This is a genomic window from Vibrio genomosp. F10 str. ZF-129, from assembly GCF_000287055.2.
Lineage (GTDB): Bacteria > Pseudomonadota > Gammaproteobacteria > Enterobacterales > Vibrionaceae > Vibrio.
Genome location: NZ_AJYQ02000137.1, coordinates 17,875 through 33,372, shown reverse-complemented (window position 1 = coordinate 33,372; position 15,498 = coordinate 17,875). Strand labels below are relative to the sequence as shown.

19 protein-coding genes and 1 pseudogene are annotated in these 15,498 nt (G+C 43.7%); 7 read left to right on the top strand and 13 right to left on the bottom strand.

Translation table 11 applies throughout. From position 1 onward, the window contains the following. Nucleotides 1-3 precede the first annotated feature (3 nt). Together rlmF and A1QO_RS18560 are read right to left on the bottom strand one after the other, a co-directional pair. Nucleotides 4-1,089: a 23S rRNA (adenine(1618)-N(6))-methyltransferase RlmF gene (rlmF, locus tag A1QO_RS18565; protein ID WP_017041863.1), complete on the bottom strand. Its 1,086-nt coding sequence runs from the start codon at nt 1,087-1,089 to the stop codon at nt 4-6. A 7-nt stretch (nt 1,090-1,096) separates the two neighbouring features. Next, the gene (locus A1QO_RS18560; protein WP_017034106.1) at nt 1,097-1,597 is read right to left on the bottom strand and encodes a M48 family metallopeptidase; all 501 of its coding nucleotides are present in this window, start codon (nt 1,595-1,597) and stop codon (nt 1,097-1,099) included. A 156-nt stretch (nt 1,598-1,753) separates the two neighbouring features. On the opposite strand from A1QO_RS18560, the gene A1QO_RS18555 reads away from it, so the two are divergent. Next, a complete protein-coding gene (locus A1QO_RS18555) occupies nt 1,754-1,981 on the top strand; it encodes a glutaredoxin family protein (RefSeq protein ID WP_017034107.1) in 228 nt (75 codons plus the stop codon). A gap of 18 nt (nt 1,982-1,999) precedes the next feature. Here A1QO_RS18555 and A1QO_RS18550 read toward each other — a convergent pair whose 3' ends face one another. Then, a complete protein-coding gene (locus A1QO_RS18550) occupies nt 2,000-2,869 on the bottom strand; it encodes a LysR family transcriptional regulator (protein WP_017034108.1) in 870 nt (289 codons plus the stop codon). A gap of 111 nt (nt 2,870-2,980) precedes the next feature. Here A1QO_RS18550 and A1QO_RS18545 point away from each other — a divergent pair, with 111 nt between their 5' ends. Both A1QO_RS18545 and A1QO_RS18540 read left to right on the top strand, forming a co-directional pair. Beyond that, on the top strand, nt 2,981-4,195 hold the full coding sequence (locus tag A1QO_RS18545; RefSeq protein WP_017041862.1) for an MFS transporter: 1,215 nt from the start codon (nt 2,981-2,983) through the stop codon (nt 4,193-4,195). Nucleotides 4,196-4,376: 181 nt separating this feature from the next. After that, complete coding sequence (locus tag A1QO_RS18540; RefSeq protein WP_017034110.1) at nt 4,377-4,928, top strand: DUF1415 domain-containing protein; 552 nt, start codon at nt 4,377-4,379, stop codon at nt 4,926-4,928. Nucleotides 4,929-5,151: 223 nt separating this feature from the next. On the opposite strand, the gene ihfA is transcribed toward A1QO_RS18540, so the two are convergent. Then, nucleotides 5,152-5,448, bottom strand: coding sequence for an integration host factor subunit alpha (ihfA, locus tag A1QO_RS18535; protein ID WP_017034111.1), 297 nt, complete (start codon nt 5,446-5,448; stop codon nt 5,152-5,154). Here ihfA and A1QO_RS20365 point away from each other — a divergent pair. Continuing rightward, a complete protein-coding gene (locus tag A1QO_RS20365; protein WP_141707139.1) occupies nt 5,438-5,746 on the top strand; it encodes a hypothetical protein in 309 nt (102 codons plus the stop codon). The two genes, ihfA and A1QO_RS20365, sit on opposite strands and share 11 nt — an antisense overlap. Before the next feature lie 303 nt (nt 5,747-6,049). Here the strand turns inward: A1QO_RS20365 and A1QO_RS18530 are convergent, their stop codons facing one another. Further along, entirely contained in the window at nt 6,050-6,487 is a 438-nt protein-coding gene (locus A1QO_RS18530) for a PaaI family thioesterase (protein WP_017034112.1), read from the bottom strand. 43 nt (nt 6,488-6,530) lie between these two features. On the opposite strand from A1QO_RS18530, the gene A1QO_RS18525 reads away from it, so the two are divergent. Beyond that, nucleotides 6,531-6,809: a DUF134 domain-containing protein gene (locus tag A1QO_RS18525; protein ID WP_017039518.1), complete on the top strand. Its 279-nt coding sequence runs from the start codon at nt 6,531-6,533 to the stop codon at nt 6,807-6,809. A 169-nt stretch (nt 6,810-6,978) separates the two neighbouring features. Here the strand turns inward: A1QO_RS18525 and nqrM are convergent, their stop codons facing one another. From nqrM to proV, 7 genes are all read right to left on the bottom strand, one after another. After that, the gene (gene nqrM / locus A1QO_RS18520) at nt 6,979-7,176 is read right to left on the bottom strand and encodes a (Na+)-NQR maturation NqrM (RefSeq protein ID WP_017038424.1); all 198 of its coding nucleotides are present in this window, start codon (nt 7,174-7,176) and stop codon (nt 6,979-6,981) included. Beyond that, nucleotides 7,173-7,604 carry a NifB/NifX family molybdenum-iron cluster-binding protein gene (locus A1QO_RS18515; protein WP_017041860.1) on the bottom strand — a complete coding sequence of 144 codons (432 nt, stop codon included), beginning with the start codon at nt 7,602-7,604 and terminating at the stop codon, nt 7,173-7,175. The genes nqrM and A1QO_RS18515 overlap by 4 nt, the downstream gene beginning before the upstream one ends. Before the next feature lie 241 nt (nt 7,605-7,845). Beyond that, complete coding sequence (locus A1QO_RS20360) at nt 7,846-8,058, bottom strand: hypothetical protein (RefSeq protein ID WP_139073969.1); 213 nt, start codon at nt 8,056-8,058, stop codon at nt 7,846-7,848. Nucleotides 8,059-8,297: 239 nt separating this feature from the next. After that, nucleotides 8,298-8,636 (bottom strand): hypothetical protein, encoded by a 339-nt coding sequence (locus A1QO_RS18510; RefSeq protein ID WP_017034117.1) that lies wholly within the window; start codon nt 8,634-8,636, stop codon nt 8,298-8,300. Nucleotides 8,637-9,123: 487 nt separating this feature from the next. After that, nucleotides 9,124-10,131: a glycine betaine/L-proline ABC transporter substrate-binding protein ProX gene (gene proX, locus A1QO_RS18505; protein WP_017034119.1), complete on the bottom strand. Its 1,008-nt coding sequence runs from the start codon at nt 10,129-10,131 to the stop codon at nt 9,124-9,126. Then, nucleotides 10,124-11,218, bottom strand: coding sequence for a glycine betaine/L-proline ABC transporter permease ProW (gene proW, locus A1QO_RS18500; RefSeq protein WP_017039515.1), 1,095 nt, complete (start codon nt 11,216-11,218; stop codon nt 10,124-10,126). Before proW ends, proX begins: the two co-directional genes overlap by 8 nt. Nucleotides 11,219-11,221: 3 nt before the next feature. Further along, a complete protein-coding gene (proV, locus tag A1QO_RS18495) occupies nt 11,222-12,409 on the bottom strand; it encodes a glycine betaine/L-proline ABC transporter ATP-binding protein ProV (RefSeq protein ID WP_017039514.1) in 1,188 nt (395 codons plus the stop codon). A 702-nt stretch (nt 12,410-13,111) separates the two neighbouring features. Here proV and A1QO_RS18490 point away from each other — a divergent pair. Then, nucleotides 13,112-14,620, top strand: a complete 1,509-nt coding sequence (locus A1QO_RS18490) for a DUF3360 domain-containing protein (protein WP_017034122.1) — start codon at nt 13,112-13,114, stop codon at nt 14,618-14,620. A 129-nt stretch (nt 14,621-14,749) separates the two neighbouring features. Here the strand turns inward: A1QO_RS18490 and A1QO_RS18485 are convergent, their stop codons facing one another. Further along, a complete protein-coding gene (locus A1QO_RS18485; RefSeq protein ID WP_241790488.1) occupies nt 14,750-14,980 on the bottom strand; it encodes a hypothetical protein in 231 nt (76 codons plus the stop codon). A 155-nt stretch (nt 14,981-15,135) separates the two neighbouring features. Here A1QO_RS18485 and A1QO_RS20670 point away from each other — a divergent pair. Continuing rightward, nucleotides 15,136-15,498 (top strand): annotated as a pseudogene (locus tag A1QO_RS20670) (transposase); the annotation flags it as partial.

Genomic DNA, 15,498 nt, shown 5'->3' with positions numbered 1-15,498 from the left:
GAACTAACTTTTCAGCTTTAGCCACTTTTGTCGCTGTGGTGCCGTTTTAAACGTCCATGCGACAAAACGGCTGATCTTTTGCCCTTGGCTCATTTCTACGATTTTCATTTCCACTGCGCCTATCTTTTCTAACGTTTTTTGCATCCACTTAACGTTCTCTTTTTTAGAGATCAGCGTGGTAAACCATAACACCTGATTGCCAAACTGTTTGCTTTCAAGGGCCATGTTTTTGATAAATTCAGCTTCGCCACCGTCACACCAAAGTTCCGCTTTTTGGCCACCAAAATTGAGGGTTGGAGCGCTGGTTTTTGACGGTTCTGCTGCTCGATTTAACGTATTTTTTAACGTACCCTTTTTCGCTTTATTTGCATTCAGGTTGTTGATTTTTCGCTGACTGCCCTGCTCTGCCTCTTGCAACGACTTATGAAAAGGCGGGTTACAGGTGGTAATGTCATAAAATTCTCCGGCCTTTATTACCCCTTCAAAAAAGTGCCGACCATTGTGTTGAAGACGACACTCGATATGACGCTGTAGCCGTTCATTATTCGCTGCGATCTTATTAGCGTTTTCCACAGACACTTCATCAATGTCACTCGCCACATATTGCCAGCCGTAGTCGCACACGCCAATAATTGGGTAGATACAATTTGCCCCAACACCAATATCAAGCGCTCTGACCAACGTGTGCTTGATTGATTTACTCTCGTTCGATAACAGCTCGGCAGCGCGATGAATGTAGTCCGCTCGGCCGGGAATCGGTGGGCAAAGATACCCTTTAGGAATGTCCCACTCTGTCACTTTATAGTGATGCGCTAGTAACGCTTTATTCAACAGTTTGACCGCCAACGGATCTGAAAAATTAATGCTTTTCTCACCACGTGGGTTGTTAATTACGCATGGCTTCAATTCAGGTAGAGCAACCATCAAGGCTACAAAATCATAGCGACCATGGTGCTTATTTTTGTTATGTAGACCGGCTTGGTTAGTCACGGTGTGCACATTCATTGCTGATGACTGAGCCATCGTTTTTGACTGAACCATCGTTTTTAAATGACCGATCGCTCTATTGTTTTTTTTGCTTGGTTTCATATCGACATTACTTATCTTTAAGGTCTTGATAAATCATAAATAGACGTGCATCCAGTTCAAGCTGATGATAGTCCGCTTCCATATGACAGCACAGCTGATAAAAGGCCTTATCGTGGTTCTTTTCTTTAATATGAGCAAGCTCATGAACCACTAACATACGCAGTAACGGTTCTGGCGCCGTTCTAAAAATACTCGCAATTCGAATTTCATTCTTGGACTTTATCTTGCTGCCATGCACTTTACTGACATAGGTATGAAGACCAAGTGCATTGTTGATAAGGTGTATCTTACTGTCGTAAATGACTTTGCTCAGCGGCGCGGTTTTCTTCATATAACGATTTTTAATCGCCATCGTATAATCAAAAAGGGCTTTCTCGCTCTTAATCGTATGGTTTTGTGGGTAGCGTGATTCAAACCAAGTGACCAGTTTATTGGCTGAAACCAATTGTTCGACCTGGGAAACTATATGATCTGGATAGCCCTGAACATAACGAAGTGATGGATGCATAGTTAAGATAACGACCGTGGCTGTTGGCCGCTAAGTTTATCGGATTTGGCTTAACGATTCATTGATTTTGTCAGTGTGACTTTTCTCAGTGTGTAATTTCAGCTAAACTCCGCGCTTGAATTTTCGCCCTTAGTGGTCACTAATTAAGAGTCTTATATGAAACGTTTAGTCCTGTATGTCGCCGATAAATGCCCTCATTGCAAAGATGCTCAACGTTATCTTGATTCAAAAGGTCTCAAATATCGCCTCACCAATGCCAAAATGCAAAGAGGCAGAAAAGAGCTACAGGCGATGGGAGCGCGCTCGATCCCTGTGCTTAAAATTGGTGATCAGGTGATGGTAGGTTGGGACCAAAAAACGTTTGATAGAATGTACCGCTCGTAATCAAATACACGTCTTTCTCTAGACATACTGCTTAACAAAGTCGATGAATGTTCTATCGGCTTTAGACTGATACCCGTCTTTTCGCCATGCCAAAGCCAGATCTAGCTTTACCGGCTCCTCAAATGGAATCCCCACCACACCCTGTTCATTATCGGTGACGAGCTTCAATAACGCAGTAATGGCAAATTCTCGTTTTACAATCGTCAGTATCATTGGGATCAAGTTGGTTTCAAAAGAGAACTGCGGAGTAAACTGATTTTCGATAGACACACGATCAATAAACTCTCGGTGAAAATAGCCCGGCTTAAACATCACCAATTCATGTTCAAAAAACTCGGAATATTTTACTGATCTATTTTGTGCCAAAGGATGAGTTTCAGACACCACGGCAACCATCTCGCCGGTCACTAGGTAATCGGTATCAAGATCTTCCGGTATATCGTTATTCACAATAACGCCAATATCCAGTTCTCCATCCAATAGCATTTTCCGAATCGACTGCGTTCCCGCATCGACCAGTGTCAGTTTCAAATTTGGGTAATGGGATTTAAAAGCCATCAAGATTTCAGGAAAAAAGTAAGACCCCATCATACTAGGAGCCCCTAAGCGGACTTCTCCTTTTTCCAATCCAATCAGTTCATCCATGGCAAGCTTGGCATCATCTAACTGTTGCAAAATACGTTTTGCATGTTCGAGTAACACTTTCCCTTCATGGGTTAGCTCTACTTTTCTGTCTTGCCTTTTAAAGAGCACCACGCCAAGTTGCTGTTCAAATTTTTTTATCGAGATACTTAAGGCGGGTTGAGCAATATGTAACGCCTTCGCTGCCATAGTAAAATGACCAAGCTCAGCGACTTTGACGAAGTGTTTTAGATGACGAGTTTCCATGGCATTAACTTAATATATCGAGTTGATAGTTTTAATATATTTTATTAATCACAATTTCACTGCTAATTTCATCACATTACCTCGCAATTTATTGACGTTCAGGACAACAAAATGGCTGAGTTTGGCAGCACCCGTTATAAAAAAATCACGTTAAGCTTGGCACTGGGCTCATTTTTGGTGTTCTGCAACCTTTACCTATTTCAGCCAATCCTTCCATTGCTCGCCAAAGAATTTGCGGTATCAGAAACTCAGATTAACGGTCTGTTTGCTGCGTCGACGTTTGCGCTTTCTATTTTCCTCGTACCTTGGGCCATTTGCTCGGAATCCTTTGGCCGCAAAAAAGTCATGCTAGGAGGCATTTTTTCTATGCCTTTGATTGGCTTATTGATGCTTCTTAGCGACAGCTTTTGGCTGCTGCTCCTGACCCGAGGATTAATGGGGGTGGCGTTGGCCGCGTTTGCTTCCGTGGCCGTTGCCTACATGGTTGAAGAGCTAAGCCCTAAGGCATTCGGCCAGGCGATTGGGGGATACATTGCCGCCAATTCTCTCGGTGGCATTAGTGGCCGCATACTCGGCGGTACGCTTACCGAAATGTTCAGCTGGCAAGCTGCCGTTGCAACCATGGCCATCTTGACGTTCATAGGCGCTGTGATTGTTGGGTTGCTTCTACCAAACCAGGACAACTTTACGCCCCAGCGTGGTCTTTTTTTCCACCATAATCGAGCGTTGGTTAAACATATCAAAAACAAGACGTTGTGGTTTGCCATGCTCATTGGTGGCATTAATTTCGCGCTTTTTGTGAATCTGTATTCCGTCATGGGCTTTCGCTTAGTCAGTGCCCCACATTACCTACCGATTGGCGCTGCCTCTTTGATTTTTCTGTGTTACTTGGCCGGAACTCTTAGCTCGAAATTAACCGGGAAATGGGCTCAACATAAACAGCCTATTTCTGGGATGGTAACAGGAAGCATCATCAGCATGCTGGGGATGTGGGTGGCACTGGTTGATCGCTTACCCATGATGGTCATTGGGTTATTGCTGGTGAGTTTTGGTGCTTTTTTTACCCATACCTTAGCGTATTCATGGATTAGCCAAAAGGCCGTACGCGCGAAAGCAACGGCAACCGCACTGTACCTTGTTCACTACTATGTGGGTGGAAGTCTAGGGGGTTTCTTTCTAATCTATTGCTGGCAACACGGGGGATGGTTGAGTGTCACCATGGGTGGCATGGTTCTCTATATTGGTTTGTTTGCTCTTTGCTATGCACTCTATCGACAAACGGTACCGTCTCGGACGTTAGCTGACCCTCACCCAACTCACAGATAAACGCTACTTAATCTGCCAGTCGAACAGCCGTTAAATGAGTAATGGAAGAAGCGATTTTGAGAAATAAAACAATCACCAATTTTACTCATTCAAAGCGTCATTTCTGGTATTCTACTCGTTCTATTATCTGGAGAGGCACTGTGCTGACTCCCGCAGAAACGGTTTAAGTAAAGATAACCCTATGGACAACTATCAACTCGCAGAAAAACAGACTCAGCAATGGTTAGAAGACGTCATCGTTGGTCTTAACCTGTGTCCTTTCGCACACAAGCCGAACAAGAATAAGCAGATTAAAATTGCAGTCACCGACGCCACGACGGAAGAAGCACTGCTAGAATGTATCTTGGAAGAATTTCAGATTCTCGACAGTAAAGATGCCAAAGAGCTTGAAACAACCTTGGTTGTAATTCCAGATATGCTTCAGGATTTCATGGATTACAACTTTTTTCTCGACTGGGTTGATGGGCTAATCAAACAGCAAGACTATGAAGGAATTTACCAAGTCGCGACATTTCATCCAGACTATTACTTTCACGGGACCCAACCCGACGATACCGAGAATCTGACTAATCGCTCTCCTTACCCAACCATTCATTTAATCCGTGAAGAGTCGATGGAAAAGGTGCTCAAACACTATCCAGATCCTGAAGCCATACCCGATAACAATATTGCTCGTGTTGAGTCTTTATCGCAGGAAGAAAAACAGCAACTGTTCCCGTACCTTTTCCGCTAATCGATTTAAAGAATCACAATGTATAAACGTTCACGCTTGAATGATGCTATAAGCGAAAAAAAGAAGATAAGAAGATAAGAAGAGAGAAAAAGCCAAAAGACTTGAAAGTTCAACGAGCATGAGTGCTTGCAACTTCATCGATTGATGGAGCCTAAAGGATCTTTGTTCGTTGCCGTAAGCCAGATATAAAAAGACCACGCTAGGCGTGGTCTCAATCGATCAGCTATTTGTCAACTTTGATATTCTCTACGCGGGCTTTTAGTTTTTGTCCCGGGCGGAATGTAACAACACGTCGAGCAGAGATAGGAATGTCTTCGCCAGTTTTAGGGTTTCGACCTGGGCGTTCGCTTTTCTCTCGAAGGTCAAAGTTACCAAAACCAGACAGCTTTACCTGCTCGCCACTTTCAAGTGATTTTCGAATTTCTTCGAAAAATACTTCAACCGTTTCCTTGGCATCCCGTTTACTGTATCCAAGTTTTTCAAACAGGTTCTCAGCCAGATCGGCCTTTGTGAGCGCCATAAAACTCCCCTTAAAGCTATGTTTAACATTACTGCCAGATGGCAGCGCCAAAGCATTTTGCCTAGCCAATCAACAACATATCGGCTTTACCTTGGAAAGTGTATGCCAAGCTTCTGATTTTCGCCAACTTTTTTCTAAGTGTATGGAACTATCAATAAATATAAATAGAATCAATAAACACATCATTCAAAATAAAAACCCAAAAAATAAAACAAAAACAAACTTTAAAGCAGAAACAACCAAAATATGGATAAACAAGAACATTAATGACCATTATGTTTGGGTGGGATTTTTTTGAAGTTTGTTCAGAGAATTCTCAAATTAAGGACAAAACAACCCAAACACTAGGGCACTTATTTCATTACTAACCCTTTAATAATCAACAAGTTTCAGATTGTAAAAAGCCCCCCAATGCTACACAAACCTATCTCACCTTCTGCAACGCTTTAACCAGAGTTGTCGAGAGTTTTGTGTCTTTAGAAATTCGCCTTCTACTGAGCCCCCCCCTACTTAACGGGCTTAACTGCTTGAGTTGAACCGTTCAGCCTCCTTCTCTAGATCCCACTCAAATGAAGTAGGACGATTTCTTTAGATTGAAGAATCAGTGCGATGACATAAACTGACTTTTTGCCGATGAACATAACTTACCGCATTGAGTAATTTGGCTTTCTAAGAAGTAAATGTTACGGCTGCTTTTGACCCATTGAGCACGGATCTCTAACTCTTGACCGATCAAAATTGGATGGTGGAAACGAGACGTTATGCTGACCGTCATGGCAGTGATATTATTTTGGAACAAACAATGCAGCATGGTTGCATCATGTAACGCGGTAACAATGCCGCCCTGCATAATGCCATCATAGCCCTCAGCTTTATCTGTTGGTACAATCTTAGCTAAGGCTTCATGCTTAGTTAAGGCTTCATGCTTGACTAAGGTCTCGTGCTCGCTAACAGCTTCAAAACAAATCGGGCTGTCTGAAAAGAAGCCTTGGCTGCATACTTTGCAGCGCCTATGGTTGTGAGGAATGAAAACTTTCATACTTACCCTTATCCCTTTTACCCTTAGATTCCTAGAGATTGATATGGCTCGACCTAAAAAACACCGACAGTTGTGTACCCGTGCTGCTTACTCTTGTTTCAAGCCTAATGGCGTTCCTATGGACGAGCTTCATCAAGAAGATCTGCTATTAGAAGAGTTGGAAGCTCTGCGCTTGGCTGATCAAGAAGGCCTAAGCCAGCTTGAAGCCGCCGAGCAGATGCAGGTGTCTCGCCAAACGTTCGGTAACATCATTAAACGTGCACGAGCCAAGGTTGCTAAATGCATCGTCAACGGCCACGCGTTAGTCATTCAAAACTCTTAACTGACACCCTAGCCTTAACTCTAGAGATCACTCTCACTGCTAGATACCGAGCTAGCCATTGAGAGATTGAACTATCTGATTTAGCTATTTATCTACTTAGTTATTTATTTAGTTAGTTATTTAGTTATTTAGCTATTCACTTCGCTATATGGCGGCTTGTTTGAGATCTCTAGCTTGAGGGTTCTGAGATCTGATACAGCTTACGGCTATGTTCCTCACACACATCTTTGCAATTGCATTCACGCTCAATATCTATCTGCGCTAGCCCGCCGCAGCTGCCTATGATTGGCTGGCGTGAAAAAATCACACCGATCGCCATCAACGCAACGATTCCAACAAAGCCCAATAATGTTAGTAGGAATGTCATTTACGGAACCCTCGAATAGCCCCTAACTTATTGGGCTGTGACATGAAAATCGCGCCGTCTCTCCTACGCTCTTTCTTACCGCACCCATGATTGCGAGGCTCTCGACCGTAATCCAAATCGGTCACTTCTTGTAGGTGATCAAAATCTAATGCTCCAATTTCAACCTTTCCTGTCGAGGCTAACACTTTAATATCGTTTTTAAACAAGTGCGCCAGCATCCTTTTTCCTATGTGGCGGACGACAACGGTTTGCACGCCGTAAGAGTGGATCACTGAAATCCATTGCTTCTTTTTATTACAAGACGAGTCGGATTCAACCAAAGGAACAACCTGCTTTATTTGTCGTTGGTCATCCACAATCGCTATTTGTGGTGAACGAGCAAAATGGTTGCCGACATGAAGATTAAGACAAGGTACTGCGTATAACATGGTAACTCCGTGTTATTGGTGATCAGGCATTCAGTATATTCCTTATTATTGGCATATGCCAATAACTATAGTGTGAAAAATTAGATTTACAGATTAGAGAAATAGCACTTTCAGCAAAAACTATAGAGTGGAGGGAGCGACAAGGTATCTTGGAAAGCAATGAAAAACATCTACAGCACAATGCGTAAAACTAAGGCGAAAGTTAAGACCGTTTCCGCATCCGCAACAGATGCGCCTTCACCTATAACCGTTCGTTCGCCCATCTCACTCCAATCGCCAATAGCGTTTGGCTAATCAGTATTTGCTGGATCAGCAATGTTGAACCCGACTTGCTCATTACCATCGTCAAATCACTTTCATACTGACTGTGGATGCCGCCACCAGCACGTCGCTGATACAGACGCGATAAAAAAGCTTCAACGCTCCGTGAATATACAGGGATCATTGTCATCATTGGCCTAAATCAAGCGGAGATTAGTTGGGGATTATTGAGCTTTTATCTGGAAATTACGTAGAAAGCCATTCGTGCAGCACCGCGATAAACTTAGGGTGAGTCAGGTACCCAATTGTCCGTTTTTACCGCGCAAATCTCCTATAGCCACAACACTGCCCATCACTTTCTCCCACATACAAAAAGCCCCGCAAACGCGAGGCCCTGTTCATTCTTACGCCAATTTCAACTTACTGAATAGTTCAGTCCATTCGGGTAATAACGGTGTGATCGTCATCCACAAAAGCCACATAGTCGCCATGATAGATAAACACCCGACCACGCCCTTCAACGATACACGCAAGCTGTGGGTTCAAATCTTCTTCAAGATCTTTACTTTGATACGTGCCGGTATCAGTGATCACACCGCGGAATGTAGGCAAAAATCCATAGCTGCGCTTGGCTTGATCAATCAGGCTCAATTCGCTGGCGGTAGAGAAGTAAGATGGGATTGGACCAGCATCTTCGATAAACATCGTTTTCAGTTCTTCAAAAGCGGTAATCACCAGCCAGTCGATGCCGTTAACGTGATGGATAAACATTGTTTATAAATACCTAGTTTCTCGATAATTCTGATGCGCAGATTCTAACACTATCAGGAGGCTGAACGTAGCAGAAATTGAGTGGCTAAAGGCGGTAGTTCTGTGCCATTTCCAAACAGTTACTCGCTCAACTTGAAACATTTTTTATCCTAAAATGCGTACGCCCCAAAATCTGAATTGAAATTATCACTTCTCGTTTGCATGACAAAAATAGTGTTTGGCAAAGCAAGATCTGCTCCTGTTTATCCAAGAAAAGTGTTCATCCAAGAAAAGAGTGTAACGCTGATGACTGGGATATTTATGAGAGGTACAAAGAAAGTAAAGGAAAGGAAAGGAATACATTAAGCCAGTAACCCAATTAGGACTACTGGCTTTTTTATGAGTATTGTTACCGCTATGTCACTTGATTTAAAGGTGATTCAGTAACTCCGCTAAACATGCTCATCATTTCCAATTAGAGTGTTAGCTAGGCCTGAAAAAATCAAACCTACAGTGCGGCTTTCTTCGCTTCTGCAATCCAAGCATCAAACGTGTTTTGGTTTGCTTTAATCCAACCATTAACGTGTGCTTCGATATCAGCAGAGCTGTTTTTCCCTTTGCTCATCATCATGTTCTGAGCACTAACATCGTTGATGTTAAGTTTGATGATTTCGAAAAGCTTAGCTGCTGCAGGATTGTTCTTAGCAAACTCTTTGTTGGCAATAATACGCATTGAGTTCATTTCAAAGCCGTAGTTTTTACCATTAGACAAAGTAGTATCTACGTCCGAACGCTCACCTGGAAGTGAAGAAAATGGCACTTCTAGCCATACTACATCTTCGTTAGGAACCAAGACACCACTCACCCAGTAAGGCGTCCAAGTGTAGTAAAGGATTGATTCACCCTTCTTATAACGTGAAATAGTATCTGCGATGATCGCTGCATAATTACCTTGATTATGAGTCACCGTATCGTCCAATTTGAATGCCGAAATTTGGTGTTCGATGACCATCTCACAACCCCAACCAGGGTTACAGCCCGTCAGATCTGCTTTGCCATCGCCGTCAGCATCAAACAGCTTAGCGATTTTTGGATCAGTCAGTTGACCAATGTTAGTGATGTTGTATTTTTCAGCCGTTTTCTTATCGATAAGGTAACCTTGAGCGGCACCACTGACATATTGGCCTTCACGGTAGAATTTGTCATCGCCGCCCGCCATTGTGTATTTATCAGCATGAAGCGGGAACCAACCTACTGTTAGGAAGGTCGCGTCACCTTTTGCGATAGAGGTGTAACCTACGTTATAGTCCACTTCTTGGGTTGATTTCACATCGTAGCCTAGCGCCTCTAGAGCACGATTGACAATCAACGTTTGGAATGTTTCTTCCGCTACAGACGATTGAACGGGCTGAACAGATACACCTTCACCCGGTAAGCTTGCTGCCCACACGTTAGTCGATACTGCTAATGTAGAAACGATGCTAACTGCAAGTTTGCTCTTCCATGAATTATTCATTGGTGTTTTTCCTCAATTGTAGTTCTGATTTTTTACCGCGATTAATCGCATTAAGCACAAGAGAAACAGGCCCCATGCGATACCACCGTAATTTTGTATTACCTGCATTTACCCCTAGCACTTGGGTAATGCGGTCAAGCAAGATTGCTAGAATAACGATACCTAAACCACCCACAGCGGCCAGTCCCATATCTAAACGGCCGATACCTCTCAGGACCATTTGACCTAAACCACCCACTGCGATCATTGATGCGATAACCACCATAGACAGCGACAACATCAGTGTTTGATTCACACCTGCCATTATGGTTGGTAGTGCAAGTGGTAACTGGATTCGGTATAGCATCTGCTTTTTGTTTGCACCGAATGAATGACCCGCTTCGATCAACTCTTCCGGGACTTGCTGAATACCTAAGATGGTTAAACGTACCACTGGCGGAAGTGCGAATATGATGGTAACTACCACACCCGGTACGTTACCAATACCAAACAACATAACGATTGGTACGAGATAAACAAAAGCAGGCGTAGTTTGCATGGCATCCAGAATTGGACGCACAAATTTGGCGGCAGTATGACTTCGGGCGAGCCAGATCCCCATAGGTAAACCTATCAATAAACAGAAGAATACCGATGTCATAACCAGCGAAAGTGTGGTCATCGCTTCAGACCAAGCGCCAATTAAGCCGATGAAAGTCATGGAAACGGCTGTAACCACACCCAACTTGAGGTTTGAAAACTGCCATGCGACCAAAAATAAAATGATCAACATGAACGGGGCTGGCGTAGACACTAAGGCAGTTTCAAATGAACTTAAAATTAAATCTATAGGGATGCGAATTGCCTGAAACAACGGTCGCCCGTGTTCAACTAACCAATTCAAACCAGATTCAACCCATGTGTCGACGGGCAGCACTGCTTCAGCAAAAGGGTTAAGTGGATCGAAAGGTGTAGCTTCTACCGTTTCACTGCTTAGCCAACCCGCTGATGAAGAGGTATCAGCCGCTTGCCCCCAAGGATCACTTGATGGCTGAGCGGCAGGTGCAGACTGCGACCATGGATCATTGTTTGTTTGTTCAGACGACATGATCTACCCCTTATCCAATGTTTGTAACAGTCGTGACTTAGTTACCACGCCAAAGTAATTACCTTGCTCATCCACAACAGGAACTGAGTAAGGAACACCACCAACTAAACCAAGCACATCATTGATTGGTAAATCAGGGTTGAGAGTCAATCCATCATCGAGCTGCGCGCTGACGAGTGATTTGTTCTCTTTGTGAGCTTTGCGAAGGGAGTCGATAGAAACAATGCCGGAATAAAGACTGCTCTTATCAACAACGATGCCGTATTCACGGTCGTTATCCATCAAAATTTGTAGAGCAGACGCTGGGCCGTCGTGTTCTGATTTTTTAAATACCGCAGCGGGTTTCTTACGCGCAATGTCTTTCACAGTAAGAACACTGGCTACATTAACACTGCGGAAGAAAGCTTCGACATAATCGTTCGCTGGGTTGTTAAGAATTTCGTCTGGGGTACCGACTTGAACCACTTCACCATTTTGCATGATGGCAATACGGTCACCGATTCTCATCGCTTCATCCAAATCATGTGAGATAAAAACAACCGTTCGTTTGTCGTCATTTTGAAGACGAATGAGTTCGTCTTGCATTTCAGTACGAATCAAAGGATCAAGCGCAGAAAAGGCTTCATCCATCAGCAATATATCTGGGTCACAAGCTAGAGCACGAGCCAAACCAACACGTTGCTTCATACCACCAGACAGTTCATCAGGGTAAGATTCTGCATACGGGCCAAGACCGACTCGCTCCAACGCTTCAAACGCTGATTGCTTCCGTTCTTCAACTTCGACACCGGCGAGCTCAAGACCGAACGCTGCGTTCTCGATAACCGTCATGTGTGGCATTAAAGCGAAGTTTTGAAAAACCATGGAGATGTTGTTGCGGCGAACTTCGCGGAGTTCCTCTTCTGAGATGTGGGCAATGTCTTTTCCTCGAAGAAGCACATTACCTTGGGTAGGTTCAATCAAGCGGTTAAGAAGGCGTACTAGGGTTGATTTGCCAGATCCTGACAGTCCCATTATGACGAAAATCTCGCCTTCTTTGATGCTAAGAGAAACATCGTTAACGCCGATCGTTAGACCTGTTTCTTCGAAAACTTTATCTTTGTCCGCGCCTTCATTAATCATTGTAAAAGCACGGTCGGTGTCTTCACCAAACACCTTGTACAGTCCCTTAACTTCTAGTATGGGATCCATGTAATCTAATCCTTTCTTAGTTATCTAACTATTATTTACGCTTACAAATGGTCACCTAAGCCAAAACAGTTAGTACTCTAAGCAATCAACGGGTGGAAATCAAGGGCTTGCGTTCGGTAAAAAAGAGAGATAATCCATAAGCAGCTAACAAAAAAAATATTCGCCACCAAACAAAAGCGAAATAAATCAATCTCTTAAATTAAAGTGGAATAAAACACACCCCAAAACAGTATTTTCCTTAGCGAATATATTAATAAGTATTTAAACTCATTAGAGTGTTTAATGAACTAAATAGACCGAAAATGCCAGAAATTGATTTGTACACGAATCATTTGATTCCACATTAACAATACACAAGTTAATGCTGCAGACGAAGTCTTGCCTTTTCGTACTCGCCACAAAATTTGATTAGCAACCTGTTCACCTTACCTCTCTAAACAAATGTGGCCTAGCTAAAAACTAGACCACCTTTTTACTAGGTAACAGGCAAGCCCTCCCCCCCTGTTTATCGCCAGTCATCGTACTCTACGACTAATGTCTAACTGCCTGAGACTATTTGTTTTTTTGGGTTTGATATAAGGTACTAGCAACTAAATGTTAATGAATTTTTAATTATAAGTTGACGCATTGTTTGCGCTTCTGCGTGAGTCAATAACGTTTGTTGGAATAACACGCCTTAGAGTGTGAACGAAAGGAATCAAAATGAGCAGTACTTTAGAGTCCGTACATATACAAACAGATAAGCCTCAAGCCAATGAGGATGAACTCACTTATGAACAGCAACATAAACCAAGATCGGAATTTGATTCCCGCGAACAGTATTTAGAACACGAATTACAAATCATGTCGCCTAAACGCTGGCGTCCCAATTTGCCGTTTAAAGATTATCGATTCGAAATAGAAGATACCATCCCAGCGATGGCGGCGACCATTGGTAAGATTGTGATGGTGGGTGCCATTGCAGCCACCTTTGCCGGGGCGCTAGGGTTAAATGAAGGCTTCATTTTAGAAAATGTCCGTTATGAACTACTCATCGCCTCTGTTTTCATCATTCTTTTCTCTGGCTTTTTATTGCCGACCGCGAACCTCGCAGGTACACACGGCCCACTCATTCCTTTAATTCCGATTGTCGTTGCAGCAGGCGGACACCCTATGGCCTTTGGGTTGTTGATTGGCGCTTTTGGCTTAATTTTAGCCATCAGTAAAGGTGGCAGCATGTTGGCCAACCTCACCAGTAAAGGCGTATGTGGCGGTTTACTGCTCTACCTCGGCTTTGTTGGAACCGCTTCACAAGTTAAGAAGCTGTTCGCGTGGGCCGAGGGAATAGGCATGAGCCATATTGCTTTTGTCGTGATCTTTTGCACCATTATTTTATACGCTTTATTGGAACATTTTCGTAAGCGTTGGCTAGCCGTACCGCTTAGTTGCCTGCTGGGTGGTACGTTAGCATTTGCCATGGGTGCCCCGTTTTCTTTTCAAACCGAGCCAGGTTTACCCAACATGAACCCTATGTATTGGTGGGGAGAAAACACAGGCTGGATGCTAGGCTTACCGACAATTGAACATTTCATGGTGGTATTGCCGTTTGCTATTTTAGCCGTGGCTATGTGGTCGCCAGATTTCTTAGGGCACCAAGTGTTTCAAAAAATCAGCTACCCAGAACGTACCGAAAAAGTACACATGAACATTGACGACACCATGACCACGGCTTCAATTCGTCAAACGTTCGGTTCTCTGCTCGGTGGTACTAACTTTACGTCTTCATGGGGTACTTATATCGTACCGGCGGCGATTGCTAAACGCCCTATTCCTGCTGGCGCTTTGCTGACGGCTCTGTTTTGTATCATCGCCGCAGTTTGGGGTTACCCAATGGATTTAGCTATCTGGCAACCGGTACTGTGTGTTGCGCTCATTGTTGGGGTATTTGTGCCATTACTAGAAGCTGGCATGGAAATGACGCGTGAAGGGAAAACCACACAGTCTGCCGCGATTGTCGTATTTTCTTCAGCGCTCGTTAACCCTGCATTTGGCTGGGCTCTCACCATGCTGTTGGATAACTTAGGGTTAGTCGGTTGTAAAGAACGCAGCAGTGAACTGAGTAAAATGAGCCGTTGGGTGTTGCCTGGCATTATGTTTATTGTGCTAAGTGGTGTGATGGCATTGGTTGGCCTTCTACCGGGGATTCCGGCGATTATCCCAAGCTTTCGCTAGGCTCGATTAATATCTAGTTTTAGTCGGAACACAAAAAGGCCTCGCAATCGCGAGGCCTTGTTTTATCTATCGAACGGTTACAGCTGCCCTACTTCACTGACTTTAATCGCTTTCATCACTAATATTCCGCTAGACTAAATTCGATATTGGTGGCATCTGCCCATGAAACTCACCCTGCGCTCCCATAAAACCAAATCTATAGGGCTTCACCTCATCGTAACTTCGACCATCAAACGCTTGTCTTTCACGTAGTTTGTTAAACAGCCAGTTATCTAACATGTTATTGATCTCGATAAACTCATCTTTCGTTAACTCAGCTTTGAAGCTGGTGAGAAAGGCATCATCATCAGACTCAGGCAAGTTAATGACTCGTTCTTGCGATTTAAAAGGGACACACACTCTAAGTAAGCAAAGTATGGTTTGGCGATAGACTCGTTGGAAGTCTGGGTGATTGGTGTTGCTGTTGTTGTTTGGTCTTATATTCTGAGTGGGTTAACCACCACTTCAGGTCGATGATGACGACAGCCAGAAAACAACAGATATCCGTGGACGCCACACCGTATTATCACTGTGTTTCACGTTGTGTTAGGCGCAGCTTCTTATGTGGAATTGACCCGCTAACACAGCAAAGCTTTGAGCATCGCCGCGAGTGGATAAAGAACAAAATATACGCACTTTCTCAAGTCTACTGTATCGATATTTGTGCTTACGCAATTATGAGTAACCATTATCATCTGGTGGTGCATATCAATCGCGACAAAGCACAAGCGCTTTCCAATCATGAAGTTGTCGAACGCTGGCAACAAGAGCACAAACTCCCCAGCCTAGTCTCGCGCTGGTTATCTGGGCCGTTAACCAGTGAAGTGGAAACGGAAGCT

Excerpts from the sequence above, each read along its gene's own strand:
- A1QO_RS18530 (WP_017034112.1), bottom strand. The coding sequence starts at position 6,487 with ATGAAAGTTTTCATTCCTCACAACCATAGGCGCTGCAAAGTATGCAGC.
- proV (WP_017039514.1), bottom strand. The coding sequence starts at position 12,409 with ATGGATCCCATACTAGAAGTTAAGGGACTGTACAAGGTGTTTGGTGAA.
- A1QO_RS20360 (WP_139073969.1), bottom strand. The coding sequence starts at position 8,058 with ATGATGACAATGATCCCTGTATATTCACGGAGCGTTGAAGCTTTTTTA.
- A1QO_RS18510 (WP_017034117.1), bottom strand. The coding sequence starts at position 8,636 with ATGTTTATCCATCACGTTAACGGCATCGACTGGCTGGTGATTACCGCT.
- A1QO_RS18515 (WP_017041860.1), bottom strand. The coding sequence starts at position 7,604 with ATGTTATACGCAGTACCTTGTCTTAATCTTCATGTCGGCAACCATTTT.
- A1QO_RS18545 (WP_017041862.1), top strand. The coding sequence starts at position 2,981 with ATGGCTGAGTTTGGCAGCACCCGTTATAAAAAAATCACGTTAAGCTTG.
- A1QO_RS18555 (WP_017034107.1), top strand. The coding sequence starts at position 1,754 with ATGAAACGTTTAGTCCTGTATGTCGCCGATAAATGCCCTCATTGCAAA.
- ihfA (WP_017034111.1), bottom strand. The coding sequence starts at position 5,448 with ATGGCGCTCACAAAGGCCGATCTGGCTGAGAACCTGTTTGAAAAACTT.
- A1QO_RS18540 (WP_017034110.1), top strand. The coding sequence starts at position 4,377 with ATGGACAACTATCAACTCGCAGAAAAACAGACTCAGCAATGGTTAGAA.
- A1QO_RS18490 (WP_017034122.1), top strand. The coding sequence starts at position 13,112 with ATGAGCAGTACTTTAGAGTCCGTACATATACAAACAGATAAGCCTCAA.
- nqrM (WP_017038424.1), bottom strand. The coding sequence starts at position 7,176 with ATGACATTCCTACTAACATTATTGGGCTTTGTTGGAATCGTTGCGTTG.
- A1QO_RS18525 (WP_017039518.1), top strand. The coding sequence starts at position 6,531 with ATGGCTCGACCTAAAAAACACCGACAGTTGTGTACCCGTGCTGCTTAC.
- rlmF (WP_017041863.1), bottom strand. The coding sequence starts at position 1,089 with ATGAAACCAAGCAAAAAAAACAATAGAGCGATCGGTCATTTAAAAACG.
- A1QO_RS18560 (WP_017034106.1), bottom strand. The coding sequence starts at position 1,597 with ATGCATCCATCACTTCGTTATGTTCAGGGCTATCCAGATCATATAGTT.
- proX (WP_017034119.1), bottom strand. The coding sequence starts at position 10,131 with ATGAATAATTCATGGAAGAGCAAACTTGCAGTTAGCATCGTTTCTACA.
- A1QO_RS18550 (WP_017034108.1), bottom strand. The coding sequence starts at position 2,869 with ATGGAAACTCGTCATCTAAAACACTTCGTCAAAGTCGCTGAGCTTGGT.
- proW (WP_017039515.1), bottom strand. The coding sequence starts at position 11,218 with ATGTCGTCTGAACAAACAAACAATGATCCATGGTCGCAGTCTGCACCT.